We start from the raw sequence: 17730 nt of genomic DNA on the forward strand, positions 1-17730 counted from the left end.
ATGATAATAGTTTGATTGTTGAATATCTCGATTATCAAGATAAATTCGATTTTATAGGGAGGACTGTCAGTTGTCAACAAGAAATTCCAGAAGTGAGTTGGAAAAGACTGCTGTTCAGCTTTTTCGAAAACTGGGCACAAGAACGGTTCTGTTTCATCAGGCAGCCGCTCAAGCTCTCGGTCTGTTTCCCACCGATTTGAAATCAGCTGACATTTTAAATGAAGCAGGGCCGATGACGGCCGGAGAGCTGGGAAAAAAAACCGGCCTCAGCACGGGTTCCGTCACGGCGCTTGTTGACCGGCTGGAAAAAGCGGGGTATGTGGCTCGTGAAAAGGACCCGAACGATCGCAGGAGAGTCGTAATCGTCCCTTTGACTGCTTCGAAAAAACATATAAAGGATTTGTTCCGTCCTCTGTCTGAGTCGACGATGGATTTGTGCCGCGAATATACGGAAGAGGAGCTGGAACTCATTTTCAGTTTTGTAGGCAAAGCCGCCGATATTATGGAGGAAGAGCTTGAACGTCTGAAACAGTAAGTGAATTTGTGCATAGCTTGGCCCGTTCCCGAATAAATTGTACAAGTTACATAAGAGAAGGGAGTACGGGCCGGTGAACATTTTTTTGAGCTATATTGTGCTGGGACTGTCCTTGTCTGCGCCTGTGGGGCCAGTGAATGCGGCGCAAATAGACAAAGGAATTAAAAACGGTTTTTGGCATGCATGGATTTTCGGTTTAGGCGCCATGACAGCGGATGGGCTGTACATGCTTTTTATCTATTTCGGGCTGTCACAGTTCTTGACTGCTCCATTTGTGAAAACGTTTTTGTGGCTCTTCGGTTTTTTTGTCCTGACCTATACCGGAATTGAAACGCTGAAAAACGTCAGAGAACCGATGGATGTGCGAAGCTCGCGGGGGAAACCGTCATACAGGAAAACATTCGCATCGGGTTTTCTCATTTCATTGTCAAACCCATTGAGCATCCTTTTTTGGCTTGGAATTTACGGAAGCATTCTTGCGAAAACAGCTGAGGCCTACAATATGAATCAGCTTCTAATCTATAGCTCCGGCATCATGATCGGCATTTTAATCTGGGATTTCTGCATGGCTATCACAGCCAGTACGTTCAGAAACCTGCTTCATGAAAAGCTATTGAGAGGATTGACCGGAATCGCCGGTGTATCCCTCCTTGTGTTTGGCTTTTACTTTGGTTATCAGGGCATCAAACAGTTATTGGGCTGATTCATGAAGGACAGTCACCTGCCGCTTCCAGTTTTAATATAGTATCCAGATGATACTGGAGGTGGATCAATGGTGAATGGGATTTACACCAAAAGTTTTCTGGAACGTATTCAGGAAGAGCTTCCTGAATGGCAAAGAATCGCTTTTGAGCTGCTGGCAGAAACTCTGGGGGACGACGCGGATACGTTTCCGTGCATTCCCGGACGCCAGGCGTTTCTGACTGATCAGCTTCGGATTGCTTTTGCCGGAGATCCGCGGGAAAACCGTACAGCGGAGGAACTGGCTCCGTTGCTTGCGGAGTACGGCAAGATATCGCGGGACACGGGAAAATACGCATCCCTCGTTGTGTTGTTTGATACACCGGAAGATTTGGCGGAGCATTATTCGATTGAAGCGTATGAAGAGCTGTTTTGGCGCTTTTTAAATAGACTGAGTCATCAAGACGAAAAAGAATGGCCGGAAGACATTCCGGCCGATCCTGAGCATTATAAATGGGAGTTTTGTTTTGACGGCGAGCCGTATTTCATTCTGTGCGCTACACCGGGGCACGAGGCAAGAAGAAGCCGGAGCTTTCCTTTTTTTATGATCACGTTTCAGCCAAGGTGGGTGTTTGAGGACCTAAATGGATCAACTGCATTTGGCCGTAACATGAGCAGGCTGATCCGATCTCGTTTAGAGGCCTATGATCAGGCTCCGATTCACCCGCAATTAGGCTGGTACGGAGGAAAGGATAATCGTGAATGGAAGCAGTATTTCCTCCGTGATGACGAAAAACAGGTATCGAAGTGCCCGTTTTCTTATTTAAAGAACATGTTCAACAAAATGAAATAAATCAAGGACTGGCAGGGCGATCTTTATGACCCTGCTTTTTTTGATAGATCAAGGTAACGATGGCGATGATCACGAGAAAACCTATGCTGACAAAAAAACCGGGCCGGCTTGATTTTTCAAACAATGTACCGGACACAGCCGCAGCAATCAGAACCATCGCTAAATAAATTTGCGTTTTTCCCATGCCCTCGGGATCAGTCAGCTTTTTGCTGGAGAACAGGATAAACAGCCAAGTGTATAAAAGCATAAGCCCCGCAGCTGTTGTCATATGCTCATAAATGTTTTTAGGCAGCACTAATGACAGAATAATGGAGAGGACAAGCCCCGCAAACGTCAGCCCAAGTGCCGGCCAGCATATTTTTTTGCCTTCCTTTAGAGTAAAGCATTTCGGCGCGTCGCCGTCATCAGCCATTGTACAAAGCAATGTCGTAACGGCAAAAAGCGAAGCGACAAGGGTCGAGAACCCGGCGATGATGAAAATCCCGTTAAATATATCAAGGATGATCTCAAGGTTATATCCTTTTAATGACGTAATGAACGGACTGTCCTGTTCAGTAAACGCGTGTAACGGAACCAAAAGCAGAGCAAGCCCGATTGAAAAGATATAAATAATCGCCAGCGTTGCCAGCATCAGTTTCCCTGATTTAGACGCTTCCTCAGGTTTTTTTAAGTGAACCGCCATCAGCCCCATGACCTCAATTCCGCCAAAAGCGTAAAACGCGTAGATTAAACCTGTCCACAGCCCCATGGCGCCGTATGGGAAAAACTCACTCGTCTTATTTGGAACATGTATGCCATGATTTCCGCCGGACAGGATACCGCATAAAGCCAGGATGGCAATGACAATAAACATAAAAATAGCAGCTGTTTTAATGACTGCCAGCACGTTTTCTGTTTTTTCAAAGACGGACAGGCCGGTGAAAATAATAAGGAGCCCCAGTACTGCGTAGATTGAGGCAAACACCCATAGCGGCACTTGAGGAAACCAATGCTTCGTAAAGAGCGAAATGGCTGTCAGCTGGCTTCCGGTAATCAGCATTTCTGATGACCAGTACACCCAGCCGTTGCTGAAGCCTGCCCATTTGCCGAATGCTTTTCGGGCATACGCACAAAACGAGCCCTTTTCCGGTTGCTTCGCCGACAGCTTGGCGAGCTGTTCAAAAACAAAATACGTACCGATCCCTGCGATCAGAAATGAAAGGAGAACGGAAAAACCGCTTTTTACAATTGCGATGCTGGAACCGAGAAAAAAGCCTGTTCCAATCGTGCAGCCGACTCCGATCAGTGACAGCTGCCACCAAGCCAGATTCCCTTTTGGCTGGTCTTTTTTTGTTTGGCTCATTATTTATTCAACCCCTTTTATCTAAGGTTAGATTGTGATCTGTCCGAAGCTTATATACATCGGATTTTTGCCTCTTTTTACATGGAGAAGGAAGCGGACGCTCATACTAATGAAAAAAGGAGCAAACCAATGACACAGCAATATATTGTGGAGCCGAAAAAAGGGCTGGGGCTGAAGCTGAAAAAGGGGCAGATTTTAAAGGTGGTTGATGTAGAAGGGCAGCAGGTGGCTGATTTTGTCGCATACCATGCCAAGGATTTTTATGAACACCTTGATCAGGGAGCGACGATAGACGCCAATCACTCCATTCATGTGAAGGTCAACGACCATCTCTACTCCAACCTGTATAAGCCGATGTTAACCCTGATTGAAGATACGGTCGGCAAGCATGATCTGCTGCTGCCCGCCTGCCGTCCTGATATGAACAGGCTCTTATATGGGAAGCAAAAGGATGAGTTTCAGGATACGTGCTATGACAATATGAACCGTGCGCTTGAGCAGTTTGGCGTACCGAAGCCTCACATGCATTACCCATTTGCGATTTTTATGAATACTGTCCTTGATGAGAAAGGGAATCTGTCTGTGGAAACGCCGCTTTCGAATGCCGGAGATTATGTAAGGCTCAGGGCGGAGATGGATTTAATTGTCGCGTTTTCTTCCTGCCCGATTGAAAAAGGGAAATGCAATGGCGACAGTGTGACATCCATACGGGTTGAAGTCAGCTGATCTCTCTTGTTCACTGTGAATGAAGACCTGTGCTATATTTAATAGGGATACATAACAGTCATGATTCATTTTCATTGATTTGGGGAAATGATTAGTAACAAGGGAAAATGTACAGGAGGAATGATTGGGATGAGCATGCAGGAAAAGATTATGCGTGAGTTACATGTGAAGCCCTCAATTGATCCAAAGCAAGAAATTGAGGACCGAGTCAATTTTTTAAAACAATATGTAAAGAAAACCGGTGCTAAAGGCTTTGTATTGGGAATCAGCGGCGGCCAGGATTCAACACTTGCGGGAAGACTCGCTCAGCTTGCGGTGGAGAGCATTCGCGAGGAGGGCGGAGACGCTCAATTTATCGCTGTCCGTCTTCCGCATGGCACACAGCAGGATGAAGACGATGCCCAGCTTGCTTTGAAGTTTATTAAGCCGGATAAATCATGGAAGTTTGATATTAAATCGACAGTCAGCGCTTTTTCTGATCAGTATCAGCAGGAAACAGGCGATCAGCTGACAGACTTTAATAAAGGAAACGTAAAAGCAAGAACAAGAATGATCGCGCAATACGCGATCGGCGGCCAGGAAGGCCTTCTTGTGTTAGGAACAGACCATGCTGCTGAAGCAGTGACTGGTTTCTTTACGAAGTACGGTGACGGCGGAGCAGACCTCCTGCCGCTGACAGGCTTGACGAAGCGCCAGGGAAGAACCCTGCTGAAAGAGCTGGGTGCACCGGAACGCTTATACTTAAAAGAACCGACTGCCGATCTGCTCGACGAAAAACCGCAGCAGTCGGATGAAACAGAGCTTGGCATTTCCTACGACGAGATTGACGATTATCTCGAAGGAAAAGAAGTATCTGCGAAAGTATCAGAAGCGCTGGAAAAACGCTACAGCATGACTGAACATAAACGCCAGGTTCCGGCGTCTATGTTTGATGACTGGTGGAAATAAGTTGAAGAAAGCCCGCTCTCGGAGCGGGCTTTTGTCGTGTACAGAAGCTTTATTTGATGCGGATATGATTCAGCTTTACCATTAATCTGTCGGTGAACCTTCGGAGGCTGCCTCTCGTATCAGGATCTAATGGGAGTTCGGCTCTCGCGGCAATGTACTCTGCCACATCCTGAATCGACAGGTTGTCTGTTTGAATGTGGTCCTCAAAAATGGGTGATGATAAACCTTCAACGCAGCGGTCAATTTGTTTGGCGGCCCATGAGTTTTTTCCTTCTGCTCTGGTGCGCAGCCTTTTTAACAAGGTTTCCTTTGAAGCCATTAGAGTAAAGTGGTGAACGATTCTGCCTTCATGTCTGAGCCTGCCGATGATCTCATTGAAGTATTCAGGATGTACAATCGTCATAGGCACAATAATGATGCCGCGGTATGTATCTGTCAGAGAAGCTAGCAAACTGTAATTGAACGCCCGCCATAAAGGATAGCTTTGAAAATCGTCCTTTGCGATCTCCTGCGGCACCATGGAGCGCAGCGCAAAACCCATTTTCTCGGGATCATACACGTAAGATGGGTTCAGCCTTCTGTGCAGTTCGAAGGCTGTTTGTGTTTTTCCGGAACCGAATGCCCCGTTTATCCAAATGATCATCGCCATTTCTCCCTTCCTATTTATCATACAGAAAAAGACCCTTCCATCGAAGAGTCAGCTGGAAAAACAATAAAGGCGGAAGGTTTTAACGCTTTTTTGCGTCGAAGTATTAAAATACCGGCAGAAATGTTGTACAATGAATGTCATTCAGGCAAAAATGGATAAACAACAAAGCGCACTATAAGCTTGACCGGTAAAGCCTGTATCTATATAAATATTCGCTAAATAAGCATATAATGAATATAAAATTTCATTCCTTAGGAGGATTTCGCCGAAGATGAACGCTAAACGAGCCATCCCAGTAAGAGAAAGAAATATCGTCCTGATCGGATTCATGGGTGTAGGAAAAACAACAATCGGCCAATTGGTCGCTAAAAAATTATATAGAGATTTTATTGATATTGACCAACAGATCGAAAAGGATTTCAATATGTCAATTCCTGAGATATTTGAGAAAAAGGGAGAAGCCTTTTTCCGGAAAACGGAGAAGGAATATATTTTAGACATCTGCCATCATAAACGATTCAAAATCGTATCTCTGGGCGGGGGATCTTTTAAACAAGAAGAAATCAGAAATTGCTGTCTGGAAAACTGTCTCGTGCTTCATCTGGACCTGTCATGGGAGAACTGGAAGCAGCGCGCGGATTTATTGATCGAAAGCCGCCCTGTACTGCATAACCGTTCAATGGATGAAATGGAACAGCTGTTTAACGAAAGAAAAGTCATTTATGACAAGCACAATTCAAAAGTGGCAACAGACAACCTTTCCCCGGAAGAGGTTGCCGATTACATTGTTGAGACATTAAAAATTGGCTGGGATCTTTATCAGCCGATGTAAAAAGCCGTGCGCAGCGCACGGCTTTTTTTATCGTTTTATCCCTTGTATCAAAATCGCTTTTAAACAAAAGGAGATGGGCTGTCCGTTTTGGTTCAATGTAATACAGAACGTGTCGCGTGCTTCGTCTGATGCGTGGTTCAAGTGGGCAATGATTTGTTTTTCTCGGTCAGCGGGGGTTCCGCCTCGTTTGATCCAGCTATCGTATTGAATCGGCAAGTTCCACTTTTGGATATCTTGATAGGCCAGTTGATTGGCGCTGAACATCGACTGCCATTCTGATAATGAGCTTTCTCGAACATGGGAAGGGTCTCGAAGCCGGTTCAAATGATTGACAAACTCATCAAGAATGGGATCATCAGGCGCGTAATGATCAACTAAGAGAAAACGTCCGTCCTGTTTTAGTACGCGTGCAACCTCTCTGACAGCTTTGCGGACATCTGAAAAATGGTGGGCTGCGTATCGGCAGGTGATGATGTCAAATGAATCGTCGGGGAAGGGGAGTGACTCTGCCGTTCCTTGCTGAAAGCGTACGTTTTCAACTCCTTTTTCTTGCGCGAAGGAGGACGCAACCTCAACCATCTCTTTCGTCGCATCAACACCGATGCACTCCTGTACATAAGGAGAAAATGCTAGGGCCGTATGGCCGGCGCCCGCTCCGATATCCAGCACCCGATGATCCGCACGGCATTCCGCTGTTTTGATCATCAACCCCAAATCTTCCCCCTCGGCAAATACCTTTTCATCCCGATACATCTCGGCGTTTTTAGAAAACGGTGTTTCATTTGTCATTTGAACCAGCTCCTTCTTTTCGTAAATGATGATATGGATTATGTTAGCAATTTCTGTTATGATTCGTCCAAGATATAAAAATGATGAAAACGATAGGTTCAACCTATGGGGGCTGAAATGGATATTAAAGTGATGGAATATGCAGCGGAAATTGCCCGGCGCCAAAGCTTTACAAAGGCGGCGGAACATCTTCATATCGCACAGCCGTCTCTCAGCCAGCAAATCAAAAAGCTTGAGGCTGAGCTGGGGCTTACCCTTTTTCACAGATCTCATGGCTCTGTTACACTGACACCTCACGGCAGGCGTTTCATTGAAAAAGCCGAGGACATCATTCGTTCCAGAGATGATTTGCTTCGGGAAATGCAGGAGCGATCACAGGGAATCGGTCATAAATTATCCATCGGGATTCCTGCTGTAACAGGGAGATATCTCTTTCCTCCGCTGCTGAAGCAGTTTTTGGCGCGCTATCCTCATGTGGAGGTTCAGCTTGTTGAAAAAGATCCGGTTTCATTAGAGGAGATGACGGCAAAGGGAGAAGTTGACCTTTCTGTTTTATCCTTGCCGATCGAGGATGAACGGCTCTCCATTATACCCTTGCTCACGGAACCGATTGTTCTCGCAGTACCGAAGGAAAAACAAAGGTGGATGCCGCCGGAAATGGTCGCGCTGATTGAGAAAGCGCTGGAAGAAGATGAGGGCCGCCAGCCGTGTGTGCCGCTTGACATGGTAAGGAACGTGCCATTTATTCTGTTAAAAGAAGGCTTCGGCTTTCGCAGGACAGTTCTCGATCTCTGTGCGGAAAGCGGCTTTAAGCCGAATGCCGCCTTTAAGACAAGCCATATTGAAACCGCCCAATCTCTTGTGGCTAACGGATTAGGTGTGACAATGGCACCGAATATGGTCAGAAGGGATAAAGATCCGGGTGTGATCTATTTATCGATTCAATCCGCGCCATCACGAACCCTCGTCTTCGTCTTTTTAAAGAACCGCTATGTCAGTCTGACCGCCCGGGCCTTTATGGAACTAAGCCGGGAAAGTCTTAAACAAACGTTTGATGAAGGCTGTCTGGGAAACAAAGATGAAAATATTTAGAAAACAAAGCCGAAACGTGGTAGTATAGGAATACAAACTAAATCTTATAAAACAAAGGGGAATAATCGGAAATGCAACTATTCGATCTGCCGCTCGACCAATTGCAAACATATAAGCCTGAAAAAACAGCACCGAAAGATTTTTCTGAGTTTTGGAAATTGTCTTTGGAGGAACTTGCAAAAGTCCAAGCAGAACCTGATTTACAGCCGGTTGACTATCCTGCTGACGGAGTAAAAGTGTACCGTCTCACATATAAAAGCTTCGAAAACGCCCGCATTACCGGATGGTACGCGGTGCCTGACAAGGAAGGCCCGCATCCGGCGATCGTGAAATATCATGGCTACAATGCAAGCTATGATGGTGAGATTCATGAAATGGTAAACTGGGCACTCCATGGCTACGCCGCATTCGGCATGCTTGTCCGCGGCCAGCAGAGCAGCGAGGATACGAGTATTTCACCGCACGGTCACGCTTTGGGCTGGATGACGAAAGGAATTCTGGATAAAGATACATACTATTACCGCGGTGTTTATTTGGACGCCGTCCGCGCGCTTGAGGTCATCAGCAGCTTCGACGAGGTTGATGAAACAAGGATTGGTGTGACAGGAGGAAGCCAAGGCGGAGGTTTAACCATTGCCGCAGCAGCGCTGTCAGACATTCCAAAAGCCGCGGTTGCCGATTATCCTTATTTAAGCAACTTCGAACGGGCCATTGATGTGGCGCTTGAACAGCCGTACCTTGAAATCAATTCCTTCTTCAGAAGAAATGGCAGCCCGGAAACAGAAGTGCAGGCGATGAAGACACTTTCATATTTCGATATTATGAATCTCGCTGACCGAGTGAAGGTGCCTGTCCTGATGTCAATCGGCCTGATTGACAAGGTCACGCCGCCGTCCACCGTGTTTGCCGCCTACAATCATTTGGAAACAGAGAAAGAGCTGAAGGTGTACCGCTACTTCGGACATGAGTATATCCCTGCTTTTCAAACGGAAAAACTTGCTTTTTTTAAGCAGCATCTTAAAGGCTGATAAATGTGAAAAGCCGCCGCATATCATCAGGCGGTTTTTTTCTGCAAACTGCCGGAATGAGAACAGACTGGAGACGAATAGATATGAAACAAAGAATCATTGATGAATTAAAACGGATCGAGCAGTCATACGGAGTCAAAATCGTGTATGCCGTCGAGTCAGGAAGCCGCGCATGGGGATTTCCCTCGCAGGATAGTGATTACGACGTCCGCTTTATTTATGTGCCGAAAAAGGAGTGGTATTTTTCAATTGAGCAGGAGCGGGATGTGATTGAGGAACCGATTCACGATTTACTGGATATCAGCGGCTGGGAGCTGAGAAAGACGCTGCGGCTCTTCAAAAAATCAAACCCGCCGCTCCTTGAATGGCTGTCCTCAGACATTGTGTATTACGAAGCATTTACGACCGCAGAGCAGTTAAGAAAACTGCGCACGGAGGCATTTAAGCCTGAAGCAAGCGTGTATCACTATATCAATATGGCGAGAAGGAACGTCAAGGATTATCTACAAGGACAAGAGGTCAAAATTAAAAAGTACTTCTACGTTCTTCGGCCTATTTTGGCCTGCCAATGGATTGAAAAGCACGGAACCATTCCGCCAATGGACTTTACTGTTTTGATGAATGAACTTATTGCTGAACCCGAGCTGAAGGCTGAAATGGAAACTTTGCTTGAACGGAAAAGAAGAGGAGAAGAGCTTGACCTCGAAGCAAGAATCGATGTTATTCACCAATTCATTGAAACGGAAATCGAAAGAATCATGGAAGCGGCAAAAGAACTGAAGGCAGAGAAAAAAGATATGACACCTGAGTTGAACCGTTTACTTTTGAATACGGTTGAAGAAGTGTGGAAGGATGGAGGAAGCTGATGTTTTTTGTCGCTTCCTTTTCTCCTTTATTCGACAGAATCCCCCCCGACTTTCTAACTATCTGATTGTGGCAAATCCACAAAAATAATCAGAATCTTTGTATTTTGAGAATATTGTGAACGCCGGTTTTGTCCATTTACAATAAACTCATACAAATACTTCTTAGATTGCGGGGTGTTGAGGTTGGAAGTGATCACAAGAGATTTTTTCTTATTTTTATCCAAAAGCGGCTTTCTCAATAAAATGGCGAGGAACTGGGGAAGCCGGGTAGCAGCGGGTAAAATTATCGGCGGGAATGACTTTAACAGTTCAATCCCGACCATTCGACAGCTTAACAGCCAAGGCCTGTCAGTTACTGTCGATCATTTAGGCGAGTTCGTGAACAGCGCCGAGGTCGCACGGGAGCGTACGGAAGAGTGCATTCAAACCATTGCGACCATCGCGGATCAGGAGCTGAACTCACACGTTTCTTTAAAAATGACGTCTTTAGGTTTGGATATAGATATGGATTTGGTGTATGAAAATATGACAAAAATCCTTCAGACGGCCGAGAAACATAAAATCATGGTCACCATTGACATGGAGGACGAAGTCAGGTGCCAGAAAACGCTTGATATTTTCAAAGATTTCAGAAAGAAATACGAGCATGTGAGCACAGTGCTGCAAGCCTATCTGTACCGGACGGAAAAAGACATTGACGATTTGGATTCTTTAAACCCGTTCCTTCGCCTTGTAAAAGGAGCTTATAAAGAATCAGAAAAAGTAGCTTTCCCGGAGAAAAGCGATGTCGATGAAAATTACAAAAAAATCATCCGAAAGCAGCTCTTAAACGGTCGCTATACAGCGATTGCCACACATGACGACAAAATGATCGACTTTACAAAGCAGCTTGCCAAGGAACATGGCATTGCCCATGACAAGTTTGAATTTCAGATGCTGTACGGCATGCGGTCGCAAACCCAGCTCAGCCTCGTAAAAGAAGGTTATAACATGAGAGTCTACCTGCCATACGGCGAGGATTGGTACGGCTACTTTATGAGACGCCTTGCAGAACGTCCGTCAAACATTGCATTTGCTTTCAAAGGAATGACAAAGAAGTAAAAAAGGAGAGATTATCATGACAACACCTTACAAACACGAGCCATTCACAAATTTCCAAGATCAAAACAACGTGGAAGCGTTTAAAAAAGCGCTTGCGACAGTAAGCGAATATTTAGGAAAAGACTATCCGCTTGTCATTAACGGCGAGAGAGTGGAAACGGAAGCGAAAATCGTTTCAATCAACCCGGCTGATAAAGAAGAAGTCGTCGGCCGAGTGTCAAAAGCGTCTCAAGAGCACGCTGAGCAAGCGATTCAAGCGGCTGCAAAAGCATTTGAAGAGTGGAGATACACGTCTCCTGAAGAGAGAGCGGCTGTCCTGTTCCGCGCTGCTGCCAAAATCCGCAGAAGAAAACATGAATTCTCAGCTTTGCTTGTGAAAGAAGCAGGAAAGCCATGGAACGAGGCGGATGCCGATACGGCTGAAGCGATCGACTTCATGGAGTATTATGCACGCCAAATGATCGAACTGGCAAAAGGCAAACCGGTCAACAGCCGTGAAGGCGAGAAAAACCAATATGTATACACGCCGACTGGAGTGACAGTCGTGATCCCGCCTTGGAACTTCTTGTTTGCGATCATGGCAGGCACAACAGTGGCGCCGATCGTTACTGGAAACACAGTGGTTCTGAAACCTGCGAGTGCTACACCTGTTATTGCAGCAAAATTTGTTGAGGTGCTTGAAGAGTCCGGATTGCCAAAAGGCGTAGTCAACTTTGTTCCGGGAAGCGGAGCGGAAGTAGGCGACTATCTTGTTGACCATCCGAAAACAAGCCTTATCACATTTACGGGATCAAGAGAAGTTGGTACGAGAATTTTCGAACGCGCGGCGAAGGTTCAGCCGGGCCAGCAGCATTTAAAGCGTGTCATCGCTGAAATGGGCGGTAAAGATACGGTTGTTGTTGATGAGGATGCGGACATTGAATTAGCGGCTCAATCGATCTTTACTTCAGCATTCGGCTTTGCGGGACAAAAATGCTCTGCAGGTTCACGTGCAGTTGTTCATGAAAAAGTGTATGATCAAGTATTAGAGCGTGTCATTGAAATTACGGAATCAAAAGTAACAGCTAAACCTGACAGTGCAGATGTTTATATGGGACCTGTCATTGACCAAGGTTCTTATGATAAAATTATGAGCTATATTGAGATCGGAAAACAGGAAGGGCGTTTAGTAAGCGGCGGTACTGGTGATGATTCGAAAGGATACTTCATCAAACCGACGATCTTCGCTGACCTTGATCCGAAAGCAAGACTCATGCAGGAAGAAATTTTCGGACCTGTCGTTGCATTTTGTAAAGTGTCAGACTTTGATGAAGCTTTAGAAGTGGCAAACAATACTGAATATGGTTTGACAGGCGCGGTTATCACAAACAACCGCAAGCACATCGAGCGTGCGAAACAGGAATTCCATGTCGGAAACCTATACTTCAACCGCAACTGTACAGGTGCTATCGTCGGCTACCATCCGTTTGGCGGCTTCAAAATGTCGGGAACGGATTCAAAAGCAGGCGGGCCGGATTACTTGGCTCTGCATATGCAAGCAAAAACAATCAGTGAAATGTTCTAAGCGGGACTAAATGGGCATCCTCCCTGCGGGGGTGTCCATTTCATCCATATACTATAAAAAAGAGGAGGAAGTGCCATAGAAAACACACAGCTGATTATTTCGATTTGTATTTATATGGCGGGAATGCTGCTGATCGGCTACTTTGCTTATAAGCGTACGTCGAATCTGACGGATTACATGCTGGGAGGTCGCTCTTTGGGTCCGGCAGTAACCGCTCTCAGTGCCGGCGCTGCCGATATGAGCGGCTGGCTGCTAATGGGGCTCCCGGGCGCCATGTTTTCAACAGGTCTGAGCGGAGTTTGGATTGTGTTCGGACTTTGCCTTGGAGCATGGGCGAACTGGCTCTACGTTGCGCCGCGGCTGAGAACCTATACTGAAAAAGCGGGGAATTCAATTACAATTCCCGGATTCCTGGAGAATCGCTTCGGAGATCAAACAAAGCTTCTCAGACTGTTTTCGGGAATTGTCATTTTAGTCTTTTTCACGTTTTATGTATCGTCCGGAATGGTGTCCGGCGGCGTCTTATTCAACAGCATCTTGGGGATGGATTATCACACCGGCCTGTGGATTGTGACGGGTGTTGTTGTGGCATATACCCTGTTTGGCGGCTTTTTGGCAGTCAGCTGGACAGATTTTGTTCAGGGGATCATTATGTTTGCCGCACTCATTCTTGTGCCGATCGTTACGTTTTTCCACACAGGAGGAGCAGGTGATACAGTTGCTGAAATCCGCTCTGTAGACCCTGATATGTTTAATATTTTCAAAGGAACGAGCGTCCTTGGCATTATTTCTTTGTTTGCCTGGGGGCTGGGATACTTTGGCCAGCCGCATATTATTGTGCGTTTTATGGCGATCACGTCTGTCAAAGAGATCAAAAGAGCGCGCAGAATCGGGATGGGCTGGATGATTTTGTCTGCAGTAGGCGCAGTGCTGACCGGTTTGGGCGGAATCGCTTATTACCATCAGCGGGGCATGACACTGAAGGACCCTGAGACGATTTTTATTCAGTTAGGGAATATCTTGTTCCATCCGATTATCACGGGTTTTCTGATTTCAGCGATTTTGGCTGCGATTATGAGTACCATTTCTTCTCAGCTGCTTGTGACATCAAGCTCTCTGGTAGAAGATTTGTATAAGTCGATGTTCAGACGCTCAGCTTCAGATAAAGAACTGGTGTTTTTAGGCCGACTGGCTGTTCTGGCTGTTTCAATTGTCGCGTTGGTTCTGGCTTGGGAGAAAAATAACACCATCCTTGGATTGGTCAGCTACGCGTGGGCGGGCTTCGGTGCATCATTCGGGCCGGTTGTACTGCTCAGTCTGTTTTGGAAACGAATGACCAAATGGGGGGCACTCGCCGGCATGATTGTGGGAGCAGCGACTGTAATCATTTGGGCGAATGCCGGTCTTTCGGACTTTCTGTATGAAATGATACCTGGTTTTGCTGCGAGTCTATTATCTGTCTTTTTTGTCAGCATATTGACGCAGGCTCCGTCACAAGCTGTCACAGACCAGTTCAACGACTACCAAGATACAATGTCACAATAGAGATCGAAAGGAGGAGGAAGGGGCTGTCCCTTTTTCCTCTTTTCTCCTTTTAAGCGGCCATTTTTTTCTTTTGGAAACAAACGTATTTTTTTCTATACAAAAAGACCCCGTATGGATATGATTAAAGTAAAAAAAGTATAGGAGAAAAAGGTATGGAAGAGCTTTTAGAGAGAGTTTTTTCATTTTCAGATGTTGATAAGCTGATTGATTTTATTAGCTATGAACTGCAAAAGCCAGTGATACTGGAAAGCGCGGATTTCTTTTTGTTAGCCTATAATTCTTACTATATTAACCATTTTGATTCTGCCAACCAGCAGACTATTTTTTCGAAAAAGTGTCCGGTCCAGATTTTTGAGAGGTTTCTGAAGGACGGAATTATTGAAAAATTGAAAACAGAGCCTGAGCCTTTTCGCGTCAATAAAATTGAAAGCATCGGGTTAAACCAGAGGGTGGTCGTGAGTGCAAAGCACAAAGGGGAAGTCATGGGCTACATCTGGATACAGGAGCTGGACCAAAATCTGACGGATGAAGAGCTCGACTTTTTGTACGAGACCTCCTTCCATGTCGGGAAAATCATTTATAAAACGAATAAATTGAAACAGGAAAAGGAAGAAAAAGCAGAGAATCTCATCAAACGGGCGATCTATCAGCAATTTACCTCTGAGAAGGAACTCAGACGGGAAGCTGAAAGGATCAACACCGTGCTGCCTTCCATGTTTTCAGTTGTTATCCTGCACGCCGCAAATGGGGATGGGGAAGCGGTTGAGGATCTAAAGGAAAATATCAGGTCGTACCTGAATTTACGGGATAAGGTCAGTCATGTCTTAACGATCGAATCAAATATTGTCATCGTCGTAGCGAGTTTTTCCCAAAAAAGCTCCGTCTCCTCAGCAGCTTCTGAGTTTATTAACAAGCTGTTAACACATTTTCACTTTCAAAAAATACCTACCCCTATTTATATCGGTATCGGAAACGAATATAATCACCTATTAAAACTTGGCAAGAGTTACACAGAAGCACTTGAAGTCATCAAAGCCGCAGAAATCACCGGCAATCAGGAAAACATTCCATATGAATATGCCAAACTCGGCATTTACCGCTATTTAGAAAGCATCGAACAGAAAAATGAATTTTTAGAATACGAGAATAAAGATTTAGCTTTATTAAAAGCGAAAGACGAAGAAAGCAGCACTGAGCTGCTCAAAACCTTGGAAATCTATCTCCTCAACAACTGCAAAACAAAACCAGCGGCAGAACAGCTGTTTATTCACCAAAATACATTGAATTACCGCATCAAACAGATTACTGAGATGACGTCGATCGATTTAAGCGATTTCAGAACGCGGTGCCAGCTCTATCTCGATTTGATGCTGATGAAAAAGAAATAAAAAAGAAACCAGTACTTGTACTGGTTTCGTCTTCACTTAAAATCCTCTGTAAACATACGGATCATCAGGTTTTTTTATGGTATTCCAGTCAGTTACTTTGACGACAGGGAGAGTTGACTTAAATGGCTGGTAATATTCTGAGGCCAGAGTGCCCTTAATGTGAATCCATTCATCATCCTTGATGTCCATGTCCTTCGGAAATTCCACAAGCATCCCGTACACGCCGGAATCAGCGATACAGTGAATGATGCCAAACCTTAATACGAACAGCTGATTTTTGTTAATTGCGTTTCCTTTGTAAGCAAATCCATGGAATTCTATCGTCCGTCCGAGAAATTCACCCGGATAGTTATAGATGGTTTCCATTCCTTTTAGGAAATCGTCATCGGTCAGAGAAATCTCTTTTTTGCTGGAATACTTATTAAACAGCTGTTTCATTTGTTTGTCATAGCTGTCTTGCGCGTAATACAGGCTGGCATCAGGACGCAAATACTGTGTTTGGGAGTAGTGATCTCCGCTCTCCATCGCCTTAAACGAGAACCCTTTTGTTTTAACAATGGATGAGTCAAGCGTCGCAATCGGGAAGAAGATGCCTGACACTAAAGGGAAAATAAAAACAACATAAATCAAATAACGCTGATAAAATGGCTTGTTTTGTTCATGGTCATGCTCGTGATCATGGCAGCACCCGCAATCATGGTCATGGTGATGCCCGCCTTTTTCAGGCGACTTGATAAATAGATATGCTTGAACGACTGTCAGAATGGCCAGCAGGAAGATCGCAATAAAGGAAAGATAGGCATATTTCATATTGATATATTTTGTTAGATTTCCTGAGGCATGCAGATGATAAAAGAAAAACGTAAATCCCATCAGCACCAATAGACGAAACATCCAATCACCCCTTTACCAGTAGTGATCCCGCTAAGACAATCACGACAATGTACGTAATCAGCAGGAAAACAAATCGTTTTTTGAAGGCCGCAAGCATCATCAATAGATTCTTAATATCCACCATCGCACCAAAGACGAGAAAGGCGATTAACGAGCCTAATGAAAATGTGCTGCTGAAGGAAGACGCGATGAACGCATCGACCTCTGAACAAAGCGACAAGACAAACGCCAGTCCCATCATCACGAGGGAAGAGGATACATCATTCTGCCCGATCGCAAGCAAAGTGGATGTTTTGACATACGTCTGCATAGCGGCTGCGATAAAGGCGCCGATGATTAAATATTTTCCCACGGAGAAAAATTCATCAATGGCATGCCGCAAGGTCCCGCCCAGTTTTTGGAGCAAGGTGCCGTGATGATGATGATGGTGCCCGGGTTCATCAGGCTTTAAAAGCTGGTTATCCTTAAATTGATAGGATAAGATGATCCCGATGATCAGCGAGACGGCGAGAGCCAGTCCGCCTCTGTAAAAGACAACGCTCCATCTATTCCCGAACGCAATATAAGTAGAAAATAAAACGATAGGATTAATGATAGGCGCGGTCAGCATGAAAGCAACGCCCGCATGCAGAGGAACTCCCTTTAACAGAAGCCGCCTCGTAATCGGGATGATGCCGCATTCGCAGGCGGGAAATAAAACGCCGGCCAGCGCACCGAATAAAACGGCGAGAAAACGGTTTTTCGGCATGATTCTTGCAATCATTTCTTCAGAAACAAACATTTGAATGATTCCGGAAAGTATGACGCCAATCAGAATAAACGGAATGGCTTCTATTAAAATGCTGATAAAAATAGAATTCAGCTGAAGAAAAGATGATTGTGCTGTCACAATAAAAC

18 protein-coding genes are annotated in these 17730 nt (G+C 45.3%); 13 read left to right on the forward strand and 5 right to left on the reverse strand.

Annotation, left to right across the window (positions count from 1 at the left end; genetic code table 11):
- The first annotated feature begins 70 nt into the window (after window positions 1-70).
- From MHH79_RS01760 to MHH79_RS01770, 3 genes are all read left to right on the forward strand, one after another.
- Window positions 71-535 carry a MarR family transcriptional regulator gene (locus MHH79_RS01760; RefSeq protein WP_003246360.1) on the forward strand — a complete coding sequence of 155 codons (465 nt, stop codon included), beginning with the start codon at window positions 71-73 and terminating at the stop codon, window positions 533-535.
- A gap of 73 nt (window positions 536-608) precedes the next feature.
- Window positions 609-1238 carry a LysE family translocator gene (locus MHH79_RS01765; protein ID WP_003246469.1) on the forward strand — a complete coding sequence of 210 codons (630 nt, stop codon included), beginning with the start codon at window positions 609-611 and terminating at the stop codon, window positions 1236-1238.
- A 69-nt stretch (window positions 1239-1307) separates the two neighbouring features.
- The gene (locus MHH79_RS01770) at window positions 1308-2069 is read left to right on the forward strand and encodes a YqcI/YcgG family protein (protein ID WP_340034942.1); all 762 of its coding nucleotides are present in this window, start codon (window positions 1308-1310) and stop codon (window positions 2067-2069) included.
- A gap of 1 nt (window position 2070) precedes the next feature.
- Here the strand turns inward: MHH79_RS01770 and MHH79_RS01775 are convergent, their stop codons facing one another.
- Window positions 2071-3411, reverse strand: a complete 1341-nt coding sequence (locus MHH79_RS01775; protein ID WP_340034943.1) for an amino acid permease — start codon at window positions 3409-3411, stop codon at window positions 2071-2073.
- Window positions 3412-3540: 129 nt separating this feature from the next.
- Here MHH79_RS01775 and MHH79_RS01780 point away from each other — a divergent pair, with 129 nt between their 5' ends.
- Window positions 3541-4137, forward strand: a complete 597-nt coding sequence (locus MHH79_RS01780) for a DUF1989 domain-containing protein (RefSeq protein ID WP_003246345.1) — start codon at window positions 3541-3543, stop codon at window positions 4135-4137.
- Between the two features lie 129 nt (window positions 4138-4266).
- Window positions 4267-5085, forward strand: coding sequence for an ammonia-dependent NAD(+) synthetase (gene nadE / locus MHH79_RS01785; RefSeq protein WP_003246440.1), 819 nt, complete (start codon window positions 4267-4269; stop codon window positions 5083-5085).
- A 49-nt stretch (window positions 5086-5134) separates the two neighbouring features.
- On the opposite strand, the gene tmrB is transcribed toward nadE, so the two are convergent.
- The gene (tmrB, locus tag MHH79_RS01790; protein WP_129092852.1) at window positions 5135-5728 is read right to left on the reverse strand and encodes a tunicamycin resistance ATP-binding TmrB; all 594 of its coding nucleotides are present in this window, start codon (window positions 5726-5728) and stop codon (window positions 5135-5137) included.
- A gap of 277 nt (window positions 5729-6005) precedes the next feature.
- On the opposite strand from tmrB, the gene MHH79_RS01795 reads away from it, so the two are divergent.
- The gene (locus MHH79_RS01795) at window positions 6006-6566 is read left to right on the forward strand and encodes a shikimate kinase (protein ID WP_340034944.1); all 561 of its coding nucleotides are present in this window, start codon (window positions 6006-6008) and stop codon (window positions 6564-6566) included.
- A gap of 27 nt (window positions 6567-6593) precedes the next feature.
- On the opposite strand, the gene MHH79_RS01800 is transcribed toward MHH79_RS01795, so the two are convergent.
- Window positions 6594-7397 (reverse strand): class I SAM-dependent methyltransferase, encoded by an 804-nt coding sequence (locus MHH79_RS01800; protein WP_340035145.1) that lies wholly within the window; start codon window positions 7395-7397, stop codon window positions 6594-6596.
- Window positions 7398-7472: 75 nt separating this feature from the next.
- Here MHH79_RS01800 and MHH79_RS01805 point away from each other — a divergent pair, with 75 nt between their 5' ends.
- From MHH79_RS01805 to putR, 7 genes are all read left to right on the forward strand, one after another.
- The gene (locus MHH79_RS01805; RefSeq protein WP_232567244.1) at window positions 7473-8447 is read left to right on the forward strand and encodes a LysR family transcriptional regulator; all 975 of its coding nucleotides are present in this window, start codon (window positions 7473-7475) and stop codon (window positions 8445-8447) included.
- Between the two features lie 71 nt (window positions 8448-8518).
- Entirely contained in the window at window positions 8519-9475 is a 957-nt protein-coding gene (gene cah, locus MHH79_RS01810) for a cephalosporin C deacetylase (protein WP_015382711.1), read from the forward strand.
- A gap of 83 nt (window positions 9476-9558) precedes the next feature.
- A complete protein-coding gene (locus tag MHH79_RS01815) occupies window positions 9559-10341 on the forward strand; it encodes a nucleotidyltransferase domain-containing protein (protein ID WP_047183530.1) in 783 nt (260 codons plus the stop codon).
- Between the two features lie 189 nt (window positions 10342-10530).
- Window positions 10531-11442, forward strand: a complete 912-nt coding sequence (putB, locus tag MHH79_RS01820) for a proline dehydrogenase PutB (RefSeq protein WP_309530326.1) — start codon at window positions 10531-10533, stop codon at window positions 11440-11442.
- Window positions 11443-11458: 16 nt separating this feature from the next.
- Window positions 11459-13006: an L-glutamate gamma-semialdehyde dehydrogenase gene (pruA, locus tag MHH79_RS01825; protein WP_340034949.1), complete on the forward strand. Its 1548-nt coding sequence runs from the start codon at window positions 11459-11461 to the stop codon at window positions 13004-13006.
- Between the two features lie 123 nt (window positions 13007-13129).
- Complete coding sequence (gene putP / locus MHH79_RS01830; protein ID WP_234398237.1) at window positions 13130-14551, forward strand: sodium/proline symporter PutP; 1422 nt, start codon at window positions 13130-13132, stop codon at window positions 14549-14551.
- A 152-nt stretch (window positions 14552-14703) separates the two neighbouring features.
- Window positions 14704-15939, forward strand: coding sequence for a proline utilization transcriptional regulator PutR (gene putR, locus MHH79_RS01835; protein ID WP_015382716.1), 1236 nt, complete (start codon window positions 14704-14706; stop codon window positions 15937-15939).
- A 36-nt stretch (window positions 15940-15975) separates the two neighbouring features.
- On the opposite strand, the gene MHH79_RS01840 is transcribed toward putR, so the two are convergent.
- Both MHH79_RS01840 and MHH79_RS01845 read right to left on the reverse strand, forming a co-directional pair.
- The gene (locus MHH79_RS01840; RefSeq protein ID WP_340034951.1) at window positions 15976-16833 is read right to left on the reverse strand and encodes a TIGR03943 family protein; all 858 of its coding nucleotides are present in this window, start codon (window positions 16831-16833) and stop codon (window positions 15976-15978) included.
- 4 nt (window positions 16834-16837) lie between these two features.
- Entirely contained in the window at window positions 16838-17722 is an 885-nt protein-coding gene (locus MHH79_RS01845) for a permease (protein WP_080467379.1), read from the reverse strand.
- Window positions 17723-17730: the final 8 nt, after the last annotated feature.

Source organism: Bacillus sp. FSL K6-0993 (assembly GCF_037977205.1).
In the GTDB taxonomy this organism is placed as follows: domain Bacteria; phylum Bacillota; class Bacilli; order Bacillales; family Bacillaceae; genus Bacillus; species Bacillus subtilis.

Coding starts and splice junctions, on each gene's coding strand:
- MHH79_RS01770 (WP_340034942.1), top strand. CDS start 1,308: ATGGTGAATGGGATTTACACCAAAAGTTTTCTGGAACGTATTCAGGAA.
- MHH79_RS01775 (WP_340034943.1), bottom strand. CDS start 3,411: ATGAGCCAAACAAAAAAAGACCAGCCAAAAGGGAATCTGGCTTGGTGG.
- MHH79_RS01780 (WP_003246345.1), top strand. CDS start 3,541: ATGACACAGCAATATATTGTGGAGCCGAAAAAAGGGCTGGGGCTGAAG.
- nadE (WP_003246440.1), top strand. CDS start 4,267: ATGAGCATGCAGGAAAAGATTATGCGTGAGTTACATGTGAAGCCCTCA.
- tmrB (WP_129092852.1), bottom strand. CDS start 5,728: ATGATCATTTGGATAAACGGGGCATTCGGTTCCGGAAAAACACAAACA.
- MHH79_RS01795 (WP_340034944.1), top strand. CDS start 6,006: ATGAACGCTAAACGAGCCATCCCAGTAAGAGAAAGAAATATCGTCCTG.
- MHH79_RS01805 (WP_232567244.1), top strand. CDS start 7,473: ATGGATATTAAAGTGATGGAATATGCAGCGGAAATTGCCCGGCGCCAA.
- cah (WP_015382711.1), top strand. CDS start 8,519: ATGCAACTATTCGATCTGCCGCTCGACCAATTGCAAACATATAAGCCT.
- MHH79_RS01815 (WP_047183530.1), top strand. CDS start 9,559: ATGAAACAAAGAATCATTGATGAATTAAAACGGATCGAGCAGTCATAC.
- pruA (WP_340034949.1), top strand. CDS start 11,459: ATGACAACACCTTACAAACACGAGCCATTCACAAATTTCCAAGATCAA.
- putP (WP_234398237.1), top strand. CDS start 13,130: ATGCTGCTGATCGGCTACTTTGCTTATAAGCGTACGTCGAATCTGACG.
- putR (WP_015382716.1), top strand. CDS start 14,704: ATGGAAGAGCTTTTAGAGAGAGTTTTTTCATTTTCAGATGTTGATAAG.
- MHH79_RS01840 (WP_340034951.1), bottom strand. CDS start 16,833: ATGTTTCGTCTATTGGTGCTGATGGGATTTACGTTTTTCTTTTATCAT.